We start from the raw sequence: 21,839 nt of genomic DNA on the forward strand, positions 1-21,839 counted from the left end.
CGTGGCTCACACGGCTCCGGGTAGCGTCCCCCCATGGCCACCCCGGAGACCGCAGCCCACCCCCGCTTCGCCGACGCCCTCCGCGAACTCGGTCTGGACGTCGAGGTACGCCGCTTCCCCGACGCCACCCGCACCGCCGCCGAGGCAGCGGCCGCCATCGGCTGTGAGCTGAGCCAGATCGTCAAGTCCCTCGTCTTCGAGGCGGACGGGCAGCCGGTGCTGGTCCTGATGGACGGCGCCTCCCGGGTCGACGTCGAGCTCGTACGCCGCGAACTGGGCGCCCAGGCCGTCCGGCGGGCCACCGCGGCGCTGGTACGGGAGACCACCGGCTACGCCATCGGCGGCGTCCCGCCCTTCGGCCACCGCGTCCGCACCCGGGTCCTCGCCGACCGGGGCCTGCTCGCCCACGACACCGTCTGGGCCGCGGCCGGCACCCCGTACACCGTCTTCCCGCTGGCCCCCGAGGCGCTGATCGCGCACGCCGAGGGCACCCTGGTGGATGTGCGCGAGCCGGTGGATGCGCGCGAGCGGATCGCGTGACCCCGCTCGTCACGTTCGCGGTGCTCATCGCGGCCATCACCCACGCCAGTTGGAACGCGATCGCGCACGGCATCCGGGACCAGCTCCTCGCCTTCACCCTGGTGGGCGGCGGCGGAGCGCTGTGCGGACTGGCCTTGGCCCCGTTCACCGCCCTGCCGGCGGCGGGCGCCTGGCCGTATCTGCTGGCCTCGGCCGTCATCCACGTCGTCTACTACGTGCTGCTGATGCGCTCGTTCCACCTCGGCGACTTCGGCCAGATGTACCCCATCGCCCGCGGCACCGCGCCGCTGGTGGTCACCGTCCTCGGGGCGGTCTTCGTCGGCGAGACCCCGGACGGCTGGCAGGCGGCGGGCATCGCCCTGGCCTCGGCGGGGCTCGTAGGCGTGGCCCTGTGGGGCGTCCGGAGCTCGCGCAGGCCCCGGGCCGACGCGTCCGCTCCGGAGCCCACCGGCGGACCGCCCGGCTCACAGACCACCGACGGCCCGCCCTGGCTCGCGCTCACCGCCGCGATCGCCACCGGGCTGTCCATCGCCGCGTACACCGTCGTCGACGGCCTGGGCGTCCGCGCCTCCGGCACCCCTCTCGGCTACATCGCCTGGCTGATGATCCTGGAAGGCTTCGCCGTCCCCGCCTACGCCCTCGCCACCCGCCGCCGCACCCTCCTCACCCAACTCCGCCCGATCGCCCGCCGCGGCCTGCTCGGCGGGGTGCTCTCGGTCTTCGCGTACGGCCTCGTCCTCTGGGCCCAGACCCGAGCCCCCCTCGCCCCGATCGCCGCCCTCCGCGAGTCGTCCATCATCGTGGGCGCGGCCATCGGGGCACTCTTCTTCAAAGAACGCTTCGGCGGCCCCAGGATCGCCGCGGCGGGCCTGATGGCGGCGGGCATCGGCCTGATGCTGCACGCGGGTTGACGCCGCCCGGGCCGCCGGCGTGCGCTCAGCGCGGCATGGCACCAACGCCCAGCGCCTCTGAGCTCCGCCGCGCCACGTTCGCCCGGCGGCTCCCCGCCGAGCTCTCGGAGCTCGGCGGCCCGGTCCACGGCGCCGTATATACAAAGCATCGTGATCGATCCCCAACCGCACCACTCCGGGAGCCGTCCAGACGACGGTGGTCCGGTGTTGCGCCATTCGGTTGTCCTGGCGGAGCCAGTCGGCCTCAGTAGCGGTCCCGACCACCGCGGTAGCGGGCCCGGTCTCGGCACGGGGGTGCGCCGTCAGGGACGGGTGCGCCGTCGAGGGCGTAGCACAGGGCGGCGTGCAGTTGCTCCGCTTCCACGACCGTCAGCACCAGCGAGGCACGAGCAACAGACCCGGGGCAGACGAGCCGAAGCGGCAGCTTGAGGTGGCCGTCGCCTTCGCGGGGTAGACCCCGCTCTGGCGCCAAGGCCGCCTGCCAGCGGTCGGGCGTCTTGCCTTGATCCGGGCTCATGCGAACACCTCATCCGCCAGCGAAGGGCCCTCGTTCGACTCGTCGTCGGCCGGCACGGCCATCCGCCTGCCGCGGCTCTCCGCGACCCGAAGTGCGTCCCGTAGCGCCTCGACCAGTCGATTGCAGAGGTAGCGGAGCTCTCCGGCTTCCGCCTTGTCGTTGCCCAGCAGCTCGCGCGCATGGCCGAGAAGTTGAGCACCCATGCGGAGCTGTACTGCTTCCAGCTCATCGGCGAGCCTCCAAATAGGCCCCGTGCCGTCCTCGTCCGACACCAGGTAGCACGGCTTGCCAGTTGCTCCTGACCAGGGCAGCAATCGCGGTTGTTGCGTACTCACCGGATCACCACCATCCCGTGCGGAGCACACACCAGCACCGCGCGAGGGCGATCCTCCCGATGCCCCTCGGCAGACTCGCCCCCTGACGGCCGGATGGACCTCGGACAGACACGCGGCCGGGGAACGGTTGGCGTACCGACACATTGGACGCCTTGCCCGACGTCAGCGTCCTGGTGGCGCCCCAGCACAGGCACCAACAGCCGTAACAGCCATTCCACGAACCGAGCGGTAGCCTTCCGCACGTTGACGCTCCTTTGCAGCGTTGACCACGCCCCCGGGCGGCCCACCCGTCGCGGGGGTCTTCGTGATCGCCCAGCGTCGCCGTTCGTGTGGCCCGTGCGTTACCCCATGATGGGTAGACCCACGATGGGTAGAGTCGACACCAAAAATCACCTTGCATTCCGTCGAGCGCCGGGGGCTTCAGGAGATGCAGTACGTGACACCGCCAACCGCATTACCGCCCCGTGTACTCGAACGGGACGACGTGCGTGGCGCTCTCGCGGAGCGAGATTTCGGCACGGTTTTTCGGCTCGCCCGCAAGTGGGGCGGCATCAGTTACAACCAGCTTGGCGAAGCGTGTGGCATCAAGTCGGAACGCGTGGGCACCATCGCACGCGGCGACGCTCGGATCACGTCCCTCGCCAAAATCGAAGAGATCGCGGACGCCCTGCGGATTCCTGGCGGAATGATGGGGTTGGCCCCGCGCCCCTGGGAAGCGTCCTCCGCGTCGAGTGTGACCAGCCCCGCGTTGAGGCGACCCAGCACATCGGGCATGCTGACCCCAGAGCCCGCGCTGTGGGAGGTCGCTGAATTGGCAGGCCGCACGCACGCTACGGATCTCGGCCCGACGGATCTGGAAATGATCGTGCAGGCGATCGACCAGTTGTGCCGCGCCTATCCCTCAATGCCCGCCGATCAACTCCACCACGAGACACGTGCGGGAATTCGCCATGTCACCGGCGCGCTGCAAGGCCGCACCACACTGAGCCAACACCGCGAACTCCTGGTTTGCGCAGGCTGGTTGTTCCTGCTCGGCGGTTGCCTCGAATACGACATGGGGCAACGCCAGGCCGCCGAGCTGAGCCGTGCCGCGGCTCTCCGCATCGGCCAGGAAGCGGGACACGGCGAGATCAGGGCATGGTCATGGGAGCTCGGCGCATGGTTCGCCCTGACCCAGGGGCGGTACGCGGACGTGATCGATTGCGTCGACGCGGGTCACCAGTCCGACTCGACACACAGCATCGGAGTACAGCTCTACGCCCAGAGCGCCAAGGCGTACGCCCGGATGGGCGACGCACACCAAGTTCGCGCCACCCTCGACGCCGGACGCGCCCGCCTCGAACGGCTCCCCCGACCGGAGCACCGCGAGCACCACTTCGTGATCGACCCCGATAAGTGGGACTTCTACGAGATGGATGCGTATCGGCTGCTCGGCGACGACGAACGGGCAGCCGTTCACGCACAGGAAGTCGTACGCCTGGGGACCGCTCCGGACGGCACCGAAGTCTCGCCCATGCGCGTGGCGGAGGCCCGGCTCACCCTTGGCGTCGCCGCCGCCCGCTCCGGTGAGTTGGAACGGGCCGTGTCGGTTGCGGGACGTGCCCTGAAAGCCCCTCGGAAGTCCCTCCCCTCCCTGTTGATGGTGGCCGGAGAACTCACCGACGAACTGAATCAGCGCTACCCCCGTGAGCCCCTGTCCGAGGAGTTTCGGGAGCAGGTGACCCACGTGGCGAGCGGGGCGGAAACCTCGCTTGAGGCGTGATGCTGCATACGGGTTGATGCCGGGACCCGGTCCGGCCGAGGGTGTCAGTTGTGGAAGGGCGGGTTCCGACGGCGTTGACTGAGCGCACGGCCTACCCCCGGCCGGACCGAGGCCGTGAACCGTCGGCCCAGGTCTCCACGGCGCGTCGTCAGGAGAACCGCCATGCCCATGCCCGCCAACCCGCCGAAGAACCCCGCCAGCCCGTTCGCCTCGTTCCGCGGTCACCACGTCGCCATCCGCGTGCCGGACTACGAGGGGGCCAAGGTCTGGTACACCGAGAAGCTCGACTTCCGCGTGGTGCGGGAGTGGCCCTACGGCGAGTTGAGGCTGGCCTACCTGTGCCCGCCCAGTGACGACGGCTTCCATCTCGAACTGCTGGCCGGGCCGGTCCCCTCCCCCAATCCGGTCCTCGATGACCTGGATGTCAGCCTTCGGCGCGGCGGCTACCACCATGTGTGTCTGAGCGTCGACGACCTCGACCGGGCCCGAGCGGAGCTGGGGCGCCGTCGGGTCGATCTGGTCGGTGAGCCCTTCGAGATCGAGGCCATCGGCCGCCGCTTGGCCTTCTTCCGCGACCCGTGGGGCAACATGATCGAGCTCTCCCAGACGCTCCCCGGCGCCGGCGCCTGACTCCGCAGGCGCCTACGGCTACGCCTCCTCCGAGGCCGCCCGATGGCCGAAGGCGCGGCGCAGGCCGAGATTGCTCGTCAGCAGGCCGCCGTCGACCGGGAGCGTGACGCCGGTGATCCACGCGGCGTCGGATGAGGCCAGGAAGGTGATGGCGGCGGCGATATCGGTCGGCTCGCCGACCCGGCCCAGCGGATAGACGGACGCGGCGCGGCGCAGGGTGTCCTCACGGCCGTCCCAGCCGGGGGTGCGGATGGTGCCCGGGACGACGAGGTTGACCCGGACGCCGCGCGGGGCGGCGTGACCGGCGAGGGTGCGGGTGAGGCCGGCCAGGCCGGCCTTGGCGGCGCTGTAGGCGTGGTTGCCGAAGTCCTGTTCGCCGTTGACCGAGCCGACGTTGACGATCGCGCCACGGCCGTCCGCGGCGGCCAGATGCGGGAGCGCGGCGCGGGCGCAGCGGAAGGCGCCGCCGAGGGTGATGTCGAGGTCCTGGTGCCACTCGTCGTCGGGCTGGTCCTCGAACAGCGGGGTGTCACGGTTGCAGGAATGGGCGTTGTTGACCAGCACGTCGAGCCTGCCGAAGCTCCGTACGGCGTGCGCCACGGCCGCCTCGGCGTCTGCCCGTTCGGCGACGTCGCAGGCCAGCGACTCGGCCTCGCCGCCGTCGGCCCGTATCGAGACGGCCGTCTTCGCGGCCCGTTCGCCGTCCAGGTCGGTGACGAGCACTCGCGCCCCCTCGGCGGCGAACCGGCGGGCGGTCGCCTCGCCGATACCGCGTCCCGCGCCGGTGAGCATGACCGCGTAGCCCTCGAACCTCCGCACCGTGTGCCCTCCCGTCGTCGCCGGGTCCGCCACGTCGGGCGGCGGACGCCCCGCCGGTAACACTGCCCGCGCTCAACGGCGCGCAGTCCCCCGCGACTGACGGGGCCGCCCAGCTTCCAGGTCCAGTCCGGCGGTTCGTCGTGGCTCGGTCCGCGGGGCCCGGCGCGGTGCCCCGGGGCAGCCGGGGCACCGCCAACGGCAGAGGGTGCTGGGTACTGGGTGCTGGGTACTGGGTACTGGGTGCTGCCGCGCGGGGACTGGTGAGGTACGGCCCGCAGCGGCGTCGCAGGCAGGCCCGGGCACCAGGGCCAGGCGGCAGGCGGGGCCGGACGCCGAGGCCAGGCGGCAGGCAGGCCCGGGCGCCGGGCACCGGGCGGCAGGCGGGGCCAGGCAGCAGGCGGGGCCGGGCGCCGAGGCCAGGCGGCAGGCAGGCCCGGGCGCCGGGCACCGGGCGGCAGGCGGGGCCAGGCAGCAGGCGGGGCCAAGCACCGGGCACCGGGCCAGGCGGCAGGCGAGGCCAGGCGGCAGGCAGCGGCCGCGCGGCGGGCACCGGGCGGCAGGCGGGGCCAGGCGCCGGGGGCCAAGCGCCGGGCACCGGGCCAGGCGGCAGGCACCGGGCCAGGCGGCAGGCAGCGGGCCAGGCGGCAGGCAGCGGCCGCGCGGCGGGCCGGGGGAAGACGCCGAGCGGCGGGCTCAAGCGGCGGACGCCGGGCGGGCGGGGCCAAGCGCCGGGCACCGGGCCAAGCGCCGGGCACCGGGCCAAGCGGCAGGCAGCGGCCGCGCGGCGGGCCGGCGGGAAGACGCCGAGCGGCGGCCTCAAGCGGCGGACGCCGGGCGGGCGGGGCCAAGCAACGGGCACCCGGCCACGCGGCCGGCGGCAGACACCGGGCGGCAGGGACGCGAGCCGCAGACGCCGGGCGGCCTGCCGGCGCCGGCGGCTACGTCTCCCGCGCCGGCAGGCTCTTGCGCACCGCGCGCACCAGGGCCTGCGCGCGCGGGTCCGCGGTGACGCCCCGCTGCATGCCGTTGGTGACGTAGCCGAAGCCGATCCGCGCCTCCGGGTCGGCGAAGGCGAGCGAGCCGCCGCGCCCCGGGTGGCCGAAGGAGCCGGGGCCGAGCAGCGGGCAGGCCGGGCCGTGCAGCATGTAGCCGAGCCCGAAGCGGGTGCCGACGACCAGCACCTGGTCCGGCCCGGCGGACTCTTCCGTACGGGCCATGGTGAGCGTCGCCGGCGCGAAGAGCCGCCCGCCCGAGCGGGCCGTACGGGCCGACGGCAGGGGGCCGATCAGCGCCGCGTAGAAGCGGGCCAGCGCGTCGGCGGTCGCGACGCCGCCCGAGGCGGGCAGCTCGGCGGCGAGATACGCGGGGTCGTTCTCGTCCGGTGTCGGGCTGATCGCGGCGAACGCGCGCCGGGTCATCGACTCGGGATCCTGGTATGCCTCGGCCACCGACCGCTTGGGGCGCAGCCGCAGCCCTGGGGCGGCGGGCGCGGCGGGGGCCTCCACCGCCTCGATCCGGCCGACCCGGCCCAGCTGTTCCTCCGGAAGTCCGAGCCACAGGTCGAGCCCGAGCGGACCGGCGATCTCCTCGGCGATCCAGCGCCCGATGGTCCGCCCGGTCACCCGCCGCACCAGCTCGCTCAGCAGCCAGCTGTAGGTCTGGGCGTGGTACCCGTGCGCCGTGCCGGGCTCCCATACGGGCCGCTGGGCGGCGACGGCCCGCGGCCCGGATATGCCGTCGACGGCTTCGGCCGGGCTCAGTGGGGTGTCGAGGACGGGCACCCCGGCGCGGTGCGCGAGCAGATGGCGTACGAGCACCCGCTCCTTGCCGTTCTCCTTGAACTCCGGCCAGTACGTGCCGACCCGGCCGTCCAGGTCCAGCTGGCCGCGCTGGTGGAGCAGCAGGGGCACGGCGGCCGCGACGCCCTTGGTGACGGACCGGACGACCTGGGCGGTGTCCTGGGCCCAGGGCTCGCCGTCCTCGCCGGCGGCCGGATCCTTCGTACCGCCCCACAGATCCAGGACCTTTTCGCCCTCCTTGTAGAGGACGACGGCCGCGCCGCGCTCGCCGCGGCGGGCGAAGTTCTCCGCGAAAGCGTCCCGGACCGGTTCGAAACCGTCGGCCACCGTGCCCTGGACGTCCACCACTGATCCGACTCCTGCCATGCCGACCCGCGCGTGTGTGCTGTGCCTCCTTATGGTGCAACGTCCCCGGCGGGAGGGCCGGACCGGGGGCGTCACCGGACCGGGACCGTCACCGAACCGGGACCGTCACCGAACGGGGGTCGAGGCCGAAGGGCAGCTCCAGCCGGTGCTCGCGCATCAGCCGCTCGTCACACAGCAGTTCCTGGGTGGTGCCGTCCGCCGCGATCACGCCGCCGCTGAGCACCACCGAGCGCGGGCACAGCTCCAGCGCGTACGGCAGGTCGTGCGTGACCATCAGCACGGTGACGTCCAAGGACCGCAGGATGTCGGCCAGTTCGCGGCGCGAGGCCGGGTCGAGGTTGGAGGAGGGCTCGTCCAGGACCAGGATCTCCGGCTCCATGGCCAGCACGGTCGCGACGGCCACCCGGCGCCGCTGCCCGAAGGAGAGATGGTGGGGCGGCCGGTCGGCGAACTCCGCCATGCCGACCCGCTCCAGGGCCCGCTGGATCCGCTCCTCCAGCTCCGCGCCGCGCAGCCCGGCCGCCGCCGGGCCGAAGGCGACGTCCTCGCGCACGGTCGGCATGAACAGCTGGTCGTCCGGGTCCTGGAAGACGATGCCGACGCGGCGGCGAATTTCGGCCAGATTCCGCTTGGACACGGGCAGCCCCGCGACCGTGACCGACCCGGCGCCCGCCTCCAGGATGCCGTTGAGATGCAGGACCAAAGTCGTCTTGCCCGCCCCGTTGGGACCGAGCAGGGCGACGCGCTCACCGCGGGCCACGGTCAGATCGACGCCGAAGAGGGCCTGGTGGCCGTCCGGGTAGGCGTAGGCCAGGCCGGACACCTGAAGGGAGGGCGGCGTGGACGGGGTGGAAGGGGCGCTCGGCGTGGTCGGGGTGGTCACAGGGTCATCCATCCGGTCAGGCAGACCGCCAGCGCGGCCAGCGGGAGGGCGGCGGCGTACGTCCACTGGGCCCGGGACGCCGTCACATCGTCGATCACCGGCATACTGCCCGTATAACCACGGCTGACCATCGCGAGGTGGACCCGCTCGCCCCGCTCGTACGACCGGATGAACAGCGCCCCCGCCGACTTGGCCAGCACGCCCCAGTGACGCACCCCCCGCGCCTCGAAGCCGCGCGAACGGCGCGCGATCCTCATCCGGCGCATCTCATCGGAGATGACGTCCCCGTAGCGGATCATGAATGAGGCGATCTGTACCAGCAGCGGAGACATCCGCAGCCGCTGCAGCCCCAGCAGCAGGGCACGCAGCTCCGTCGTGGACGCCAGAAGTACGGACGCGGCGACGCCCAGCGTGCCCTTGACCAGGATGTTCCAGGCGCTCCACAGCCCCGACTGGCTGAGAGACATGCCCAGCACCTCCACGCGCGGGCCCTGCGCGACGAACGGCATCAGCACGGCGAACGCCACGAACGGGATCTCCACCAGCAGCCGCCGCAGCAGATACCCCGCCGGAATCCGGGCCACCGCCGCCACGCCCGCCAGCAGCACCGCGTACAGGGCGAAGGCCCAGACGGCCTCGCGAGGCGACGAGACCACGACCAGCACGAAGCAGAAGACGGCGGCGATCTTGCAGTGCGGCGGCAGGGCGTGCACCGGTGACCGGCCCTCCCGGTAGAGCGTGTGAGCGTGGCCCGCGCCCATCGTCAGACCCTGCTCTCGGAGCGGTCTTCCGCCGCCGCCGTCTTGCGTCGCCGTACGAGGACGAACACCCCGGACCCGACGGTGAGCGTCGCCCCCACCCCGATCACTCCGGCGAGCCCGCCGGAGAGCCGGGCGTCGGAGACGTCCTTTACGCCGTAGTCGGCGAGCGGTGAGTCCTTGGCGGCGTGGTCCTCGGTCTTCTTGTCGATGCCCTTGTCGTGGGCGACCTTCTCCAGCCCGTCCGGGCTGGCGGACGCGTAGAAGCTGACCACCCCGGCGCAGAGCAGGGTGGCAGCGAGCCCGGCCAGCCATACGCGGCGCGCGGACCGGCGGGGCGCCACCGGCACGGCCCCTCCGGGGCCGCCCGCAGCGGCAGGATCGCCCGCCGCCGGACCCGCCGCCGCAGGTCCCGTTGCGGCCTGGGCCGCCGCGACCCGCTCGGCGGCCCGGCCGTCACCCGCCGCGTGAGCCCTCTCGCCGGCGCCGCCGACGGCCGGTGCCGCCTCGGCGGCGGCCGGCGCGCGGTCCGCCAACCCGCTGGGCGTGGCGGCGGCACCCGCGCCCGTGGCAACCGGCTCGGCGGCCCGGCCACCCGCCGCAGAGGTGCCCTTTTCGGCCACGGGCGCCGCGACGCGCGCCCCGGCGGCGGACTCGGCAGCGGAGGCGCCCTTCGCACCCGCTGCCGCCCCATCCGACCGCGCCGCCCCGTCCGAACCGGCAACGTGCGCCGAGGCGGCGGGCTCGGCCGTCGCCTCGGCACGCGCTCCGGCCTCACCAACCACAGGCCGCCCAACGGCCGGGGCGTCGGCGGGCGCCGCATCGGCGGGCGCCGCATCGGTGCCGCCCGCCGCGGCCGGTACGGCTTCGGCCTCGGCCGACCGCGCGGCGACAGCCCCGGCCGGGGCCGGGGTCGTCAGGGGGCTGGGGCGGATTTCCAGGGCGCGGGCCGCCACATCACGCGCGCCGTGAACCAGGTCCGGGCGGACCGCCATGACCGCGCCGACCGTCAGTGCCGTGATGGCCGCCTCGCCGATGCCGATCAGCACATGGACGCCGACCATCGCCGTGAAGACCTTGCCGATCGGCACGTCAGTCGTCCCGCCAAGCGCGTAGAGCGCGGTGAAGGCCACCGCCGCGGCCGGTACGGAGACGAGGGCCGCCACGAAGGACGCGACGGTGACCGTCCGCCGCCGGCGCGGCGCCAGCTTCAGCAGGGCGCGGAAGATCCCGTACGCCACGACCGTGGTGACCACGGCCATGTCGGTGATGTTGACACCGAGCGCGGTGAGGCCGCCGTCGGCGAAGAGGACGCCCTGCATCAGCAGGACGACCGAGACGCACAGCACCCCCGTACAAGGGCCGACGAGTATCGCGGCCAGCGCGCCGCCCAGCAGATGCCCGCTGGTCCCGGCGGCGACGGGGAAGTTCAGCATCTGGACGGCGAAGATGAAGGCCGCGACGAGACCGGCCAGCGGCGCGGTGCGCTCGCCGCCACCGCTCCCGCCCGCGCCCGCCGTGTCGGCCAGCTCGTTCCGGGCGCCGCGCAGGCTGACCGCGACGGCGACAGCAGCGACCGCACCGGTCGCCACCGAGACCGGCGCGTCGATGAATCCATCGGGTACATGCATGGCGAAGCTCCGCTCCTGAGCTGCGGGTATCCGCACGATGGTAGCGCCTACCTGCAAATGGTTCGCAAGAGCGTTGACACCGCGAAACGGAAACACCGATGGCGGCCTTCCCGGGAGAAGGCCGCCATCGGTCCGATCCGAGCCGCCGGAGGCTAGACCCGCGTCAGCTCCGCGTCCTGCTCCGTCCGCGCCGGGGAGTCCGACTCGAGCTGCTTGCGCAGCCCCTCGCCCTCCACGTCGACGTTCGGCAGGGCCTTGTCCAGCCAGCGCGGCAGCCACCATGCCGACTTTCCGAGGAGCGCCAGCACCGCCGGGACGATGGCCATGCGGACCACGAAGGCGTCGAAGAGGACGGCGGTGGCGAGGCCGAAGCCGATCATCTTCACCATGGACTCGGACGAGCCGATGAAGCCCGCGAAGACGCTGATCATGATGACCGCGGCGGCGGTGACGACGCGGGCGCCGTGCCGGAAGCCGGTGACGACGGCCTGGCCGGGTCGCTCGCCGTGGACGTATGCCTCGCGCATCCGGGTGACCAGGAAGACCTCGTAGTCCATGGCCAGACCGAAGACCACACCGATCATGAAGATCGGCATCATGCTCATGATCGGGCCGGTCTCCTCGACGTTGAACAGGCTTGCCGCCCAGCCCCACTGGAAGACCGCGACGACCGCGCCCAGCGCCGCGACGACGGACAGCAGGAAGCCGAGCGCCGCCTTGAGCGGGACGAGTATGGAGCGGAAGACGACCGTCAGCAGCAGGAAGGCCAGTCCGACGACGAGGGCCAGATACGGCATCAGCGCGTCGTTCAGCTTCTGCGAGATGTCGATGTTCATCGCCGTCTGGCCGGTGACCAGGACCTCGGCGCCGGTGTCGGACTTGAACGAGCCCGCGTGATCCCGGATGTCGGAGACGACCTTCTCGGTGTCGACGCTGCTCGGCTTGTACTTCGGCACGACATTGATCACCGCGGCGTCACCGGCCTTGTTGAAGACGGCCGGGCCCACCCCGGCGACGCCGTCCAGACCGGCGATGGTCTTGCGGACCTTCTCCACGGCGGCCTTGGGGTCGTCGCTGCCCTTGGCGTCGCCGGCCACCATCAAGGGCCCGTTGTAGCCGGGGCCGAAGCCCTCGGAGATCATGTCGTACGCCTTGCGCTTCTGGCTGCTGACCGGCTGTGAGCCGTCGTCCGGGAGACCGAGTTCCAGGCTGAGCGCGGGGACGGCGGCCGCGCCGAGGCCGACCACGGCCAGCAGCAGCACCGCCACCGGGCGGCGCAGGACGAACCGTGCCCAGCGGGTGCCCAGATTGGGCTTCTCCTCGGAGGCGGAGGCGCCCGAGGCGCCCGAGCTGCCCGAGGCAGAGGCCCGCTCCTCCATCCGGCGGCGCGCCTTGCGCCCGTAGACCCGCTTGCCGACGAAGCCCAGCAGCGCGGGGATGAGGCTGATGGCGATGAGGACGGCGATGACGACCGTGCCGGCGGCGGCGAAGCCCATCTTGGACAGCATGGGGATGTTGACGACGGCGAGGCCGACCAGCGCGATGACGACGGTGAGACCGGCGAAGACGACCGCGGAGCCCGCGGTGCCCACGGCACGCCCGGCGGCTTCCTCCCGGTCCCGGCCCTCGGCGATCTCGGCGCGGTAGCGGGAGACGATGAAGAGCGCGTAGTCGATGCCGACCGCGAGGCCGATCATCATCGCCAGCGTCGAGGTGGTGGAGGAGAGCCCGAGGGTGGTGGCGAGGGCGGTGATCGAGGAGATGCCGATGCCGACGCCGATGAGCGCGGTGAGCAGGGGCAGCCCGGCGGCGACCAGCGAGCCGAAGGTGATGGCGAGCACGACCGCGGAGATCGCGATACCGATGATCTCGGTGGAGCCGGTCTCCGGCATCTCCTGCAGCGCGTCACCGCCGATCTCCACCGTCAGGCCCGACTTCCGGGCCTTCTCTCCCGCTTCTTTCAGGCCGTCCTTGGCGGCGTCCTTCAGCTCCAGGGCGTTGACCTTGTAGCTGGTCAGGATGTACGCCGTGGAGCCGTCCTTGCTGACGGCCTCGGACTTGTACGGGTCGGCGACCGAGGCGACCTGCGGAGAGCCGGCCTTGAGGTCGGCGACGGTCTTGTTGACCACGGCCTTGTTGTCCGGGTCGGTCATCTTCTCGCCGCCCGGGGCGCGGAAGACCACACGGGCGGTCGCGCCGTCGGCGTTACCGCCAGGGAAGCGCTGTTCCAGCAGGTCGAATGCCTTTTGGGCCTCCGTGCCCGGGATGGAGAAGCTGTCGTTGGCGGGCGGCGATGCGGTGGCGGCGCCGACGCCCGCGACCGCCAGCAGCGCCACCCAGATCAGGGCGACGAAGCGGCGGCGCCGAAAGGCGAACCGGCCGAGTTTATAGAGGAACGTGGCCACGAGGAGAGTGCTCCCGTCGAGTAGGTGTCACTGGCAGGGGGGAACCTGACCGGCGACGAGAGCGGCGCGCCGATCGGGGGCCTTTATGGGGTTGTGGTGGTGCGGGTACTGAGGGGGGAAGGGTTATGCGCCGAGAGCGGGGAGAATCACGGCGTCGATGTATTCCTGGAGATACGCGAGGTCCGGCTCCTGGGACTCGATCAGCGGCCGGGCGACATACGCGCCGCACATCATGTGCGGGACATAGCCGAGGGCGGGCGAATCCGGGGCGATCTCGCCCCGGTCGACGGCGCGGCCCAGCAGCGCGTTGAGCGCGGCGATCTCGGGATAGAACACCAGCTCCCGCAGGGCCTCCTGGAGGTCCTCGTTGTCATGGACGGCCTGGGCGAGCCCCCTCATGAGCGCGGCATCCCGCTCCCGGGCGCTGTCGGAGCACCGCACGATCTCGTACAGATCGCTGCGGAGCGATCCGGTGTCGATCTCCTCCAGCGAGACGGGCTTGGTGTGCCGCAGCGCGGTGGCGACCAGCTGGGGCTTGCTCTTCCACTGGCGGTAGAGCGTGGCCTTGCTGGAGTGCGTGCGCGCCGCGATGGCATCCATCGTCAGTGCCTCGTAGCCGACCTCTCCCAGAAGCTCGAGGACGGCCTCGTACAACTCCCGCTCACGCTCGGCGGAGAGCCGTGTACGGCGCACCTGGGCAGTGGGCCGGTCTTCTGTCCTGTGGTCCGTCGCTTGCATACCGCGCCCTCCCTCCGAACGAAACGGTTTCGTACTCGTCCAGCATACGTCCGGCCGTATCGAAACTGCCACGTTTCGCTGGTGGTGTCGGTCACAGAACCGAGTTGCTCCAAACGGCGTAGCCCGAAAACATTGGGTAGGTGAGCGACAGCGACTCCGTGAGGCACGTACGCGACAGCGACCGCGCATATCTGCGGTATCCGCATCTGCACGGCGACCTGCTGTGCTTCGCGGCCGAGGACGACCTGTGGGTCGCCCCGCTGGCGACCCCCGGCCAGCCTCCCGGGCGGGCATGGCGGCTGACCGTGGACCGTACCCGCGTGGGCCATCCCCGGTTCTCCCCCGACGGCTCGCAGATCGCCTTCACCACGTGGCGCAGCCTGGATCCGGAGGTCCATCTGGTGCCCGTGGACGGTGGTCCGGTCCGCCGGCTCACCTACTGGGGCAGTACGGACGCCCGGGTCTGCGGCTGGACGCCGCCCGACCGGCACGGCACCTCGCACATCCTGGCCGTCTCCTCGCACGGCCAGCCGTTCTCGCACTTCTCCTGGGCCTACCGCCTGCCCACCGACGGGGACCCCGGGGAACGGCTGCCCTGGGGGCCGGTGTCGGACATCGCCGTCGCGGACATCGACGGCGAGCGCCGCACCCTGCTGCTCACCGGCAAGCCGCCGCACGAGCCCGCCACCTGGAAGCGCTACCGGGGCGGTGCCATGGGCCGGCTGTGGCTGCAGGGCAACCGGCTCGTCCCGGAGCTGGAAGGCCACTTGGACGCGGTGATGTCCGTCGGCGGCCGGATCGCCTTCCTCTCCGACCACGAGGGCGTCGGCAACCTCTACTCCTGTCTGCCCGACGGCTCCGATCTGCGCCGCCACACCGACCACCCGGACTTCTACGCCCGGCACGCCTCGACCGACGGCTCACGCGTGGTCTACCAGTGCGCGGGCGAGTTGTGGCTGGTGGACGATCTGAGCCCCGACGGTGTGCCGCGCAGGCTCGACATACGGCTCGGCGGGGCGCGGGCCGGGCGACGGCCCTACCAGATCCGTGCCGCCTCCCACATCGACTCGCTGTCCGTGGACACCACGGGCCGGGCGAGCGCGGTGTGCGTACGCGGCAGCCTCTACTGGCTGACGCACCGCGACGGACCCGCCCGCACCCTCTCCGACACCCCGGGCGTCCGGGTGCGGCTGCCCGTGATCCTGGGCACCACCGGGCGCGTCGCGTACGTGACGGATGCGGAGGGCGAAGACGCGATCGAGATCACGTATCTGCCCCGGGCCAGCGAGCCGGGCGCACCGCGCCGGCTGGCCGCCGGGCGGCTGGGGCGGGTGCACGAGGTGGAGCCCTCGCCGGACGGGGACCGGCTCGCGGTCGCCTCGAACGACGGACGGCTGATCCTGCTGGACACCTCGGAGGACGGGGACGGCCAGGTCACCGAGGTGATCCGGTCGGTCAACGGGCCGGTGGGCGACCTCGCCTTCTCCCCCGACTCGGCGTGGCTGGCCTGGTCCCATCCCGGCATCGGCCGCTCCCTGCGCTCGATCAGGATCGCGCGGCTGGCCGACCGGACGATAGTGGACGTGACCAGCGGGCGCTTCGAGGACGAGGAGCCGGTCTTCACCAGCGACGGCCGCTATCTCGCCTTCCTCTCCTGGCGTGGCTTCGACCCCGTCTACGACGTGCACACCGGCGACCTCTCCTTCCCGCTCGGCTGCCGCCCCTATCTCGTACCGCTGTCCTCCGCCACGCCGTCGCCCTTCGCGCTGTCCCCCGAGGGCCGCCCGGCGGCCGGCGGGTTCGATCCCGATGGCAGCGGGGGCGAGGGCGAGGGCACGGTGACGGTCGAGGTGGAGGGGCTGGCCAGCCGGGTCACGGTCTTCCCCGTCTCCGCGTCGAAGTACTCCTCGCTGTATCCGGTCAGCGGCGGCGGTCTGGTGTGGCTGCGCTGGCCGATCTCGGGCGCGCTCGGCGAGACGTTCGCCAATCCGGCCGACACCTCGGCCCGCCCCACCCTGGAGCACTTCGACCTGGCGAAGGCCAAGCGCACCGAACTCACCAGTGAGCTGGACTGGTTCGCGGTCAGCGGCGACGGCTCGCGACTGGTGCTCTACGACGACGGCGATCTGCGGGCGGTGCCCGCCACCGAGACCGCCGACAGCGACTCGACCGTCCATATCGACATGCGGCGGATCCAGCACACCGCCGACCCGGCGGCCGAGTGGGGGCAGGCGTACGAGGAGGCGGGCCGGATCACCCGCGCCTACTTCTGGGACCCGGGGATGTGCGGCATCGACTGGAACGGGGTGCTCGACCAGTACCGGCCGCTGGTCGAACGGGTCGCCTCGCCGGACGAGTTCGCCGATCTGCTGCGCGAGGTGCTGGGCGAGCTCGGGACTTCGCACGCCTATGTCGCGGCGGCGCGGCGCAACGAGGGCCCGGCCCCCTACCAGCGCCCCATCGGGCTGCTCGGCGCCAACTTCACCCGCACCAAGGACGGCGCGTGGACGGTGGCCCGGATTCTGCCCGGTGAGTCCTCCGACTCGCGGGCTCGCTCGCCGCTCGCGGGCTCGGGCATCCGCGAGGGTGCCCGGCTCATCCAGGTCGACGGGCGCCCGGTGGACCCGGTGACCGGCCCGTATCCGCTGCTGGCGGCCGCGGGCGGGACGACAGTGGAGCTGACCTTCCTCTCACCGGACGGGGAAGGGCCGCCGCGCCGGGTCGCGGTCGTCCCGCTGATCGACGAGCGGCCGCTGCGCTACCAGGACTGGGTGGCCAAGCGGCGGTTCGTGGTGCGGGAGTTGAGCGACGGGCGATGCGGCTATCTGCACATCCCCGACATGGGCGGCTCGGGCTGGGCGCAGTTCAACCGGGACCTGCGCCGCGAGGTCTCGCTGCCCTCGCTCATCGTGGACGTACGGGGCAACGCGGGCGGCCATATCAGCGAGCTGGTCATCGAGAAGCTCACCCGTACCGTGATCGGCTGGGACCTCACCCGCAACGCGCAGCCCGTGTCGTACACCGGCAACGCACCGCGCGGCCCGATCGTCGCGGTCGCCGACGAGATGACCGCCTCCGACGGCGACATGATCACCGCGGCCTTCAAGGTGCTGGGCATCGGCCCGGTGGTGGGGCTGCGCACCTGGGGCGGGGTGGTCGGGATGACCGGCCGGCACCAGCTCGGGGACGGTACGACGATCACGGTGCCGATGAACGCCGCCTGGTTCGACGCCTATGGCTGGGGGGTCGAGAACCACGGGGTGGCGCCGGACATCCCGGCGCCGCGCACGCCGCTGGACTGGGCGGAGGGGCGCCATCCGCAGCTGGGTGTCGCCGTCCGTACGGCACTTGAGCTGCTGGACCGGCATCCGGCGGCGTCCCCGCCCGACTACTCGGACGTGCCGAACATGCGCCGCCCGAAGCTGCCGCCGCGCCATCGGGGTTGAGGCCGGAGCGCGAGCGAGCGAAGGGGCGCGTCCGTCAAGGACGCGCCCCTCCCGCACTCTTCCGGCGCCGCCTGCCCGGCGTCACATCTCTTCGAAGGGCTCCTGGTCTTGCATCTCGTCGCCCCGGCCCTGACCGCGCTCACGGCTCATGCGCTGGGCCTGCGCGCGGTCCTCGGGACGGCCCTGCCGCTGGCCGCCGCCCTCCTGGCCCATCTCCTGACGGGTGCGGTCGCCCGTCCGCTCACCGGACTCCTGGCCGCGCCGCGGCTGCTGGCTCCGCTCGCCCTGCATCTTCCGCTTGCCCTGCCGAGCCTTCTCGTTGGACTGGTCCTTGGTGCCCATCATGTCACTCCTCATCGGGTGAAAGGGGTCGGGCCCGACCAGAGTTACACGCACCGACATACTCCGCATTTCGGATCGTCGGTGGTGAAGAAGGCGCAGGTCAGTACGGTTGACAGAGTGTTACTGGTGACGCTGAGTGCCCGACGCCCGGGCCTTCTCGTCCGCCGCGCCACCCTCGCCCACCAGACCGCCCCGCTCGCCCCGCGTCGCCGCCAGCCGCGGCTCGGCGCGGCGCATCTCGCGCTGCCCCACCGCCGCGATGAGCGCGGGCAGATAGCCGCGCACCGACTGCATGCCGCGCAGCCACCACTGCGCGTACACATGGGCGGACCGGCGCTCGATCCCGGCCACCAGCCGGTCCACGGCGGGGCCCAGCGGATAGGTGCGGTTGGACGGCCAGGGCAGCCGCTGCCGAAGCTCCCGCATCACCTCGTCCCGGTCGGCGCCGCGCACCATGTCCGTGTCCGTCCAGCTGAGATAGCCGACGCCCACCCGTACGCCATGATGGGCCACCTCGGCCCGCAGACTGTGCGCGAACGCCTCCACCCCCGACTTGGAGGCGCAGTACGCCGTCATCATCGGCGCCGGCGTGATGGCGGCAAGCGAGGCGATCTGCAGCAGATAGCCACGGCTGTCGATGAGCGCGGGCAGGAAGGCGCGGGCCGTGGTGACGCTGCCCAGCAGATTGACCTCGATCACCCGCCGCCAGGCCGCCTCGTCGGAGTCGAGGAACGGACCGCCCTGCGCGACACCCGCGTTGGCGCAGACGACGTCCACCGCGCCGAAGCGCTCCACGACCTCACGCGCGACCCGCGCCATCGCCTCGGAGTCGGTGACATCGGCGCACCAGTGGGCGGAGTCGCCCGGCAGCCGCTCCGACACACGCTTCAGCTCGTCCGGCTCCAGGCCCACCAGGGCCACCTTGGCGCCGCGCGCCGACAGCTTGCGGGCGAGCAGCTCGCCGACGCCTCGCGCCGCGCCCGTCACCACCGCGACCCGGCCCTCCAGGCTGCTGTGCGCACTCATGTCGTCTGCTCCTCTGCCTGTGCGGTCGGGGCTGCTTGTGCGGTCGATGCCGCCGGTGCGGTCGATGCCGCCGATGCGGTCGCCTCCGCCGGTGCAGTCGCCTCCGCCGGTGCAGCCGCTTCCACCGGTGCAGCCGATGCCGCCGATGCGGTCGATGCCGCCGATGCGGTCGCCTCCGCCGGTGCAGTCGATGCCGCCGGTACGGTCGCTTCCACCGGTGCGGTCGCCTCCGCCGGTGCGGTCGCCTCCGCCGGTGCGGTCGCCTCCGCCGGTGCAGTAGATGCCGCTGGTGCGGTCGCTTCCACCGGTGCAGCCGATGCCGCCGGTGCGGTCGATGCCGCCGGTGCAGCCGCTTCCGCTGGTGGGGTCGGTGGTTCCTGGGCCGTGGCGGCGGGGTTCGCGTACGAGGTGACGAGGTCCCGTATGACCCCGGCCACCGCCGCCGGACCCTCAACCGGGGTCATGTGGCCGAGCCCGGGCAGCTCGGTGAGGCCGGTGCAGTGCGGCAGCCCGGCGGCCAGGGCCTGGGCGTGTGCGGGCGGGGTGAGACGGTCGGCGGTGCCGACGATGACGGCTGCGGGCATGGTCAGTTGGGCCATCCCCGCCTCCAGATCCAGCTCGTCGAGGACCTGCGCCCAGGCGGCGCGTACGCGGCGGGGGCAGGCGTGCACGATCCGCGCGCACGCCTCCACCATCGCGGGATCCGCGCCCGGCCCCAGCGTCCCGTAATGCAGCAGCCGCTTGCCGAGCGGCGTGACCGGGCCGAGCGGGGCGCGCGAGCCGAGGATCGCGCGCTGCATCCGTGTCCGTACGCGCGCCGAGCGCAACGGCACCACCCGTGCCTGCTCCACCAGCCGTGAGGCGCCCGTGCTGCACAGGACCACGGCGGCGGCACGCTCGCGCAACTGCGGACGTCCGGCGGCGGCCAGCAGCGTCATCCCGCCCATGGAGTGGCCCGCCACCACGGCCCGTTCACCGGAGGGAAGGGCCTGTTCCAGGACGGCCACCAGATCGTCGGCGAGCGCGTGGGTGGTGTAGCCGCCCGGGCCCGGCGCCGGGCTGCGGCCATGGCCGCGCTGGTCGTACACGATCACCCGGTGGTCGGCGGCCAGTTCGCGGACAACCGGGGCCCAGAAGGCGGTCGAGCAGGTCCAGCCGTGCGCGAGCACCACGGTGGGGGCGCCCACGGGCCCGTGCGCCTCCACGTACAGCCGGCTTCCGTCGGCCGAGGTGACGATCAGATCGTGGGCGGGGGTGGGCGGGGCGTACGGTCCGGAGGTCACGTGCGGGGGCTTCTTCATCGGGACGACCCCCGCTCCGCGACGGCGCCCGCGGCGGACGGCACACCCGGCCGGGACGCGGTCCCGGGCCGCAGCACCTGGTACTCCTCCAGGCGCACGCGCCGGGTGACCTTCTTGAACTCGCTGGTCGTGCCCGGCCAGAGGGTCGTGTTGCGGCCGTTGGCGTCCAGGTACCAGCTGTCACAGCCGCCCGAGTTCCAGACCGTGCGCTTCATCCGCTCCTCGATCCGTTCGTTGTAGGCCCGTACCGCCGACGGCTTGGCGTCCAGCGCGACCTTCCCGCCCAGCGTGTCCAACTGGCGCAGATAGTCGGCCAGATAGTTCAGCTGCGCCTCGATCATGAGGATCATCGAGCTGTTGCCGAGGCCGGTGTTGGGTCCGATGATCGTCAGGAAGTTGGGGAAACCCGCCGCGCTCGCGCCGCGCAGCGCCTCCATCCCGCCCTTCCACTCCTCCGCAAGCGTGGTGCCATGCGCTCCGGTCACCCGCTGCGCGATCGGCATGTCGGTGACATGGAAGCCGGTACCGAAGACGATCGCGTCCGCCTCGGTCTCGGTGCCGTCGGAGGCGACGAGGGTGGAGCCGCGCACCTCCTTCAGCCCCGCCGCGACCACGTCCACATGCGGCTGGGTGAGCGCCGGGTAGTACTCGTTGGACAGCAGGATGCGCTTGCAGCCGATGCGGTAGTCGGGCGTCAGCTTGGCGCGCAGCACGGGGTCCTTGACCGCCCGTTTCATATGCGCACCGGCCAGCCGCTCGACCAGCCCCAGCTCGCCCGGCCGCTTGGTGAAGGCACCGACCTGCAGCTCCCGTATCCCCCACAGCATCCCGCGGCGCAGCGCGCGGGTGGCCGGCATCGTGGAGTGCAGCCAGCGCTCGACACCGCTGATCCGGCGGTCCATGCGCGGCAGCACCCAGGGCGGGGTGCGTTGGAAGAGGGTGAGACGGCCCACCTCGCCCTGGATGGCGGGCACGATCTGGATGGCCGAGGCACCGGTGCCGACCATCGCGACGCGCTTGCCGCGCAGTTCGACGTCGTGGTCCCAGCGGGCGGAGTGGAAGACCTTGCCGGGGAAGGCGTCCAGGCCCGGGATGTCCGGGATCCTCGGATCGGACAGCGGCCCGGTCGCGCTCACCACGACGTCGGCGGTCAGCGTTCCGCGCGGGGTCTCGATCTCCCAGTGCAGCGCCGCGGAGTCCCAGCGCGCGGCCAGCACCTCGGCGTCGAAGCGGAGGTGGGGGCGCAGCCCGAAGGTGTCGGCGACCCGCTCCAGATACGCGCGGATATGAGGCTGGCCGGAGAAGTTCCGGGGCCACTCCGGGTTGGGCGCGAAGGAGAAGGAGTAGAGGTGGGAGGGCACGTCGCAGGCACAGCCCGGATAGCTGTTGTCCCGCCAGGTCCCGCCGACCGCCCCCGCCCGCTCCAGGACCACGAAGTCGGTGATGCCCTCACGGCGCAGCCGTACTGCCGCGCCCAGGCCACCGAATCCGGATCCGATCACCGCCACCCGTACGTGCTCATGCGTCAGCTCAGCCATGCCACCGCCTCCCGCCACGGACCATTAGATCGCGCCAGCAATCACTGGCACGATGGGAGCGTAGGGCAGAGATCTACCGAGCGGTAGGGGTT

Annotated in this window: 16 protein-coding genes and 3 pseudogenes; 5 read left to right on the forward strand and 14 right to left on the reverse strand. The window is 72.5% G+C overall.

Annotation, left to right across the window (positions count from 1 at the left end):
* Positions 1–33 precede the first annotated feature (33 nt).
* On the forward strand, positions 34–540 hold the full coding sequence (locus ABZU99_RS03090) for a YbaK/EbsC family protein (protein ID WP_356044037.1): 507 nt from the start codon (positions 34–36) through the stop codon (positions 538–540).
* Entirely contained in the window at positions 537–1,451 is a 915-nt protein-coding gene (locus ABZU99_RS03095; protein ID WP_356044035.1) for a DMT family transporter, read from the forward strand. Before ABZU99_RS03090 ends, ABZU99_RS03095 begins: the two co-directional genes overlap by 4 nt.
* 244 nt (positions 1,452–1,695) lie before the next feature.
* On the opposite strand, the gene ABZU99_RS03100 is transcribed toward ABZU99_RS03095, so the two are convergent.
* Positions 1,696–1,968, reverse strand: a complete 273-nt coding sequence (locus ABZU99_RS03100; RefSeq protein ID WP_356044032.1) for a hypothetical protein — start codon at positions 1,966–1,968, stop codon at positions 1,696–1,698.
* Positions 1,965–2,303, reverse strand: a complete 339-nt coding sequence (locus ABZU99_RS03105) for a hypothetical protein (RefSeq protein ID WP_356044029.1) — start codon at positions 2,301–2,303, stop codon at positions 1,965–1,967. Before ABZU99_RS03105 ends, ABZU99_RS03100 begins: the two co-directional genes overlap by 4 nt.
* A 427-nt stretch (positions 2,304–2,730) precedes the next feature.
* On the opposite strand from ABZU99_RS03105, the gene ABZU99_RS03110 reads away from it, so the two are divergent.
* On the forward strand, positions 2,731–4,065 hold the full coding sequence (locus tag ABZU99_RS03110; protein WP_356044026.1) for a tetratricopeptide repeat protein: 1,335 nt from the start codon (positions 2,731–2,733) through the stop codon (positions 4,063–4,065).
* Between the two features lie 162 nt (positions 4,066–4,227).
* On the forward strand, positions 4,228–4,695 hold the full coding sequence (locus tag ABZU99_RS03115; RefSeq protein ID WP_356044023.1) for a VOC family protein: 468 nt from the start codon (positions 4,228–4,230) through the stop codon (positions 4,693–4,695).
* 18 nt (positions 4,696–4,713) lie between these two features.
* Here the strand turns inward: ABZU99_RS03115 and ABZU99_RS03120 are convergent, their stop codons facing one another.
* The 8 genes and pseudogenes from ABZU99_RS03120 to ABZU99_RS03155 all read right to left on the reverse strand — a co-directional run bounded on the left by ABZU99_RS03120 (position 4,714) and on the right by ABZU99_RS03155 (position 14,049).
* The gene (locus ABZU99_RS03120) at positions 4,714–5,514 is read right to left on the reverse strand and encodes an SDR family NAD(P)-dependent oxidoreductase (protein WP_356044020.1); all 801 of its coding nucleotides are present in this window, start codon (positions 5,512–5,514) and stop codon (positions 4,714–4,716) included.
* 938 nt (positions 5,515–6,452) lie between these two features.
* Positions 6,453–7,679, reverse strand: coding sequence for a serine hydrolase domain-containing protein (locus ABZU99_RS03125; RefSeq protein WP_356044017.1), 1,227 nt, complete (start codon positions 7,677–7,679; stop codon positions 6,453–6,455).
* A gap of 88 nt (positions 7,680–7,767) precedes the next feature.
* Positions 7,768–8,574, reverse strand: a complete 807-nt coding sequence (locus tag ABZU99_RS03130) for an ABC transporter ATP-binding protein (RefSeq protein ID WP_356044014.1) — start codon at positions 8,572–8,574, stop codon at positions 7,768–7,770.
* On the reverse strand, positions 8,559–9,323 hold the full coding sequence (gene cbiQ / locus ABZU99_RS03135) for a cobalt ECF transporter T component CbiQ (RefSeq protein WP_356044012.1): 765 nt from the start codon (positions 9,321–9,323) through the stop codon (positions 8,559–8,561). The genes ABZU99_RS03130 and cbiQ overlap by 16 nt, the downstream gene beginning before the upstream one ends.
* 2 nt (positions 9,324–9,325) lie before the next feature.
* Positions 9,326–9,670: pseudogene (locus ABZU99_RS03140) on the reverse strand (PDGLE domain-containing protein); the annotation flags it as partial.
* Between the two features lie 579 nt (positions 9,671–10,249).
* A pseudogene (locus ABZU99_RS03145) lies at positions 10,250–10,951 on the reverse strand (energy-coupling factor ABC transporter permease); the annotation flags it as partial.
* 152 nt (positions 10,952–11,103) lie between these two features.
* On the reverse strand, positions 11,104–13,356 hold the full coding sequence (locus ABZU99_RS03150) for an MMPL family transporter (RefSeq protein ID WP_356044009.1): 2,253 nt from the start codon (positions 13,354–13,356) through the stop codon (positions 11,104–11,106).
* A gap of 123 nt (positions 13,357–13,479) precedes the next feature.
* Positions 13,480–14,049, reverse strand: a complete 570-nt coding sequence (locus tag ABZU99_RS03155; protein WP_355944983.1) for a TetR/AcrR family transcriptional regulator — start codon at positions 14,047–14,049, stop codon at positions 13,480–13,482.
* Between the two features lie 185 nt (positions 14,050–14,234).
* Between ABZU99_RS03155 and ABZU99_RS03160 the strand changes: the two genes are divergently transcribed.
* Positions 14,235–17,540, forward strand: a complete 3,306-nt coding sequence (locus ABZU99_RS03160) for a S41 family peptidase (RefSeq protein ID WP_356044006.1) — start codon at positions 14,235–14,237, stop codon at positions 17,538–17,540.
* Between the two features lie 81 nt (positions 17,541–17,621).
* Here the strand turns inward: ABZU99_RS03160 and ABZU99_RS03165 are convergent, their stop codons facing one another.
* The 4 genes and pseudogenes from ABZU99_RS03165 to ABZU99_RS03180 form a co-directional block, all read right to left on the reverse strand.
* Positions 17,622–17,885, reverse strand: coding sequence for a hypothetical protein (locus ABZU99_RS03165; RefSeq protein WP_356044003.1), 264 nt, complete (start codon positions 17,883–17,885; stop codon positions 17,622–17,624).
* A 117-nt stretch (positions 17,886–18,002) separates the two neighbouring features.
* Positions 18,003–18,908, reverse strand: a complete 906-nt coding sequence (locus tag ABZU99_RS03170; protein ID WP_356044000.1) for an SDR family oxidoreductase — start codon at positions 18,906–18,908, stop codon at positions 18,003–18,005.
* Between the two features lie 401 nt (positions 18,909–19,309).
* Positions 19,310–20,209: pseudogene (locus ABZU99_RS03175) on the reverse strand (alpha/beta hydrolase); the annotation flags it as partial.
* Entirely contained in the window at positions 20,206–21,747 is a 1,542-nt protein-coding gene (locus tag ABZU99_RS03180; RefSeq protein ID WP_355944767.1) for an NAD(P)/FAD-dependent oxidoreductase, read from the reverse strand. The gene ABZU99_RS03180 and the pseudogene ABZU99_RS03175, both read right to left, overlap by 4 nt.
* Positions 21,748–21,839: the final 92 nt, after the last annotated feature.

The sequence above is a fragment of the Streptomyces sp. NPDC005266 genome, assembly GCF_040607655.1.
In the GTDB taxonomy this organism is placed as follows: domain Bacteria; phylum Actinomycetota; class Actinomycetes; order Streptomycetales; family Streptomycetaceae; genus Streptomyces.

What these genes read in the sequence shown, in the direction of transcription:
- ABZU99_RS03130 (WP_356044014.1), bottom strand. Translation starts at nt 8,574, where the DNA reads ATGGATGACCCTGTGACCACCCCGACCACGCCGAGCGCCCCTTCCACC.
- cbiQ (WP_356044012.1), bottom strand. Translation starts at nt 9,323, where the DNA reads ATGGGCGCGGGCCACGCTCACACGCTCTACCGGGAGGGCCGGTCACCG.
- ABZU99_RS03115 (WP_356044023.1), top strand. Translation starts at nt 4,228, where the DNA reads ATGCCCATGCCCGCCAACCCGCCGAAGAACCCCGCCAGCCCGTTCGCC.
- ABZU99_RS03100 (WP_356044032.1), bottom strand. Translation starts at nt 1,968, where the DNA reads ATGAGCCCGGATCAAGGCAAGACGCCCGACCGCTGGCAGGCGGCCTTG.
- ABZU99_RS03165 (WP_356044003.1), bottom strand. Translation starts at nt 17,885, where the DNA reads ATGATGGGCACCAAGGACCAGTCCAACGAGAAGGCTCGGCAGGGCAAG.
- ABZU99_RS03170 (WP_356044000.1), bottom strand. Translation starts at nt 18,908, where the DNA reads ATGAGTGCGCACAGCAGCCTGGAGGGCCGGGTCGCGGTGGTGACGGGC.
- ABZU99_RS03125 (WP_356044017.1), bottom strand. Translation starts at nt 7,679, where the DNA reads ATGGCAGGAGTCGGATCAGTGGTGGACGTCCAGGGCACGGTGGCCGAC.
- ABZU99_RS03180 (WP_355944767.1), bottom strand. Translation starts at nt 21,747, where the DNA reads ATGGCTGAGCTGACGCATGAGCACGTACGGGTGGCGGTGATCGGATCC.
- ABZU99_RS03110 (WP_356044026.1), top strand. Translation starts at nt 2,731, where the DNA reads ATGCAGTACGTGACACCGCCAACCGCATTACCGCCCCGTGTACTCGAA.
- ABZU99_RS03090 (WP_356044037.1), top strand. Translation starts at nt 34, where the DNA reads ATGGCCACCCCGGAGACCGCAGCCCACCCCCGCTTCGCCGACGCCCTC.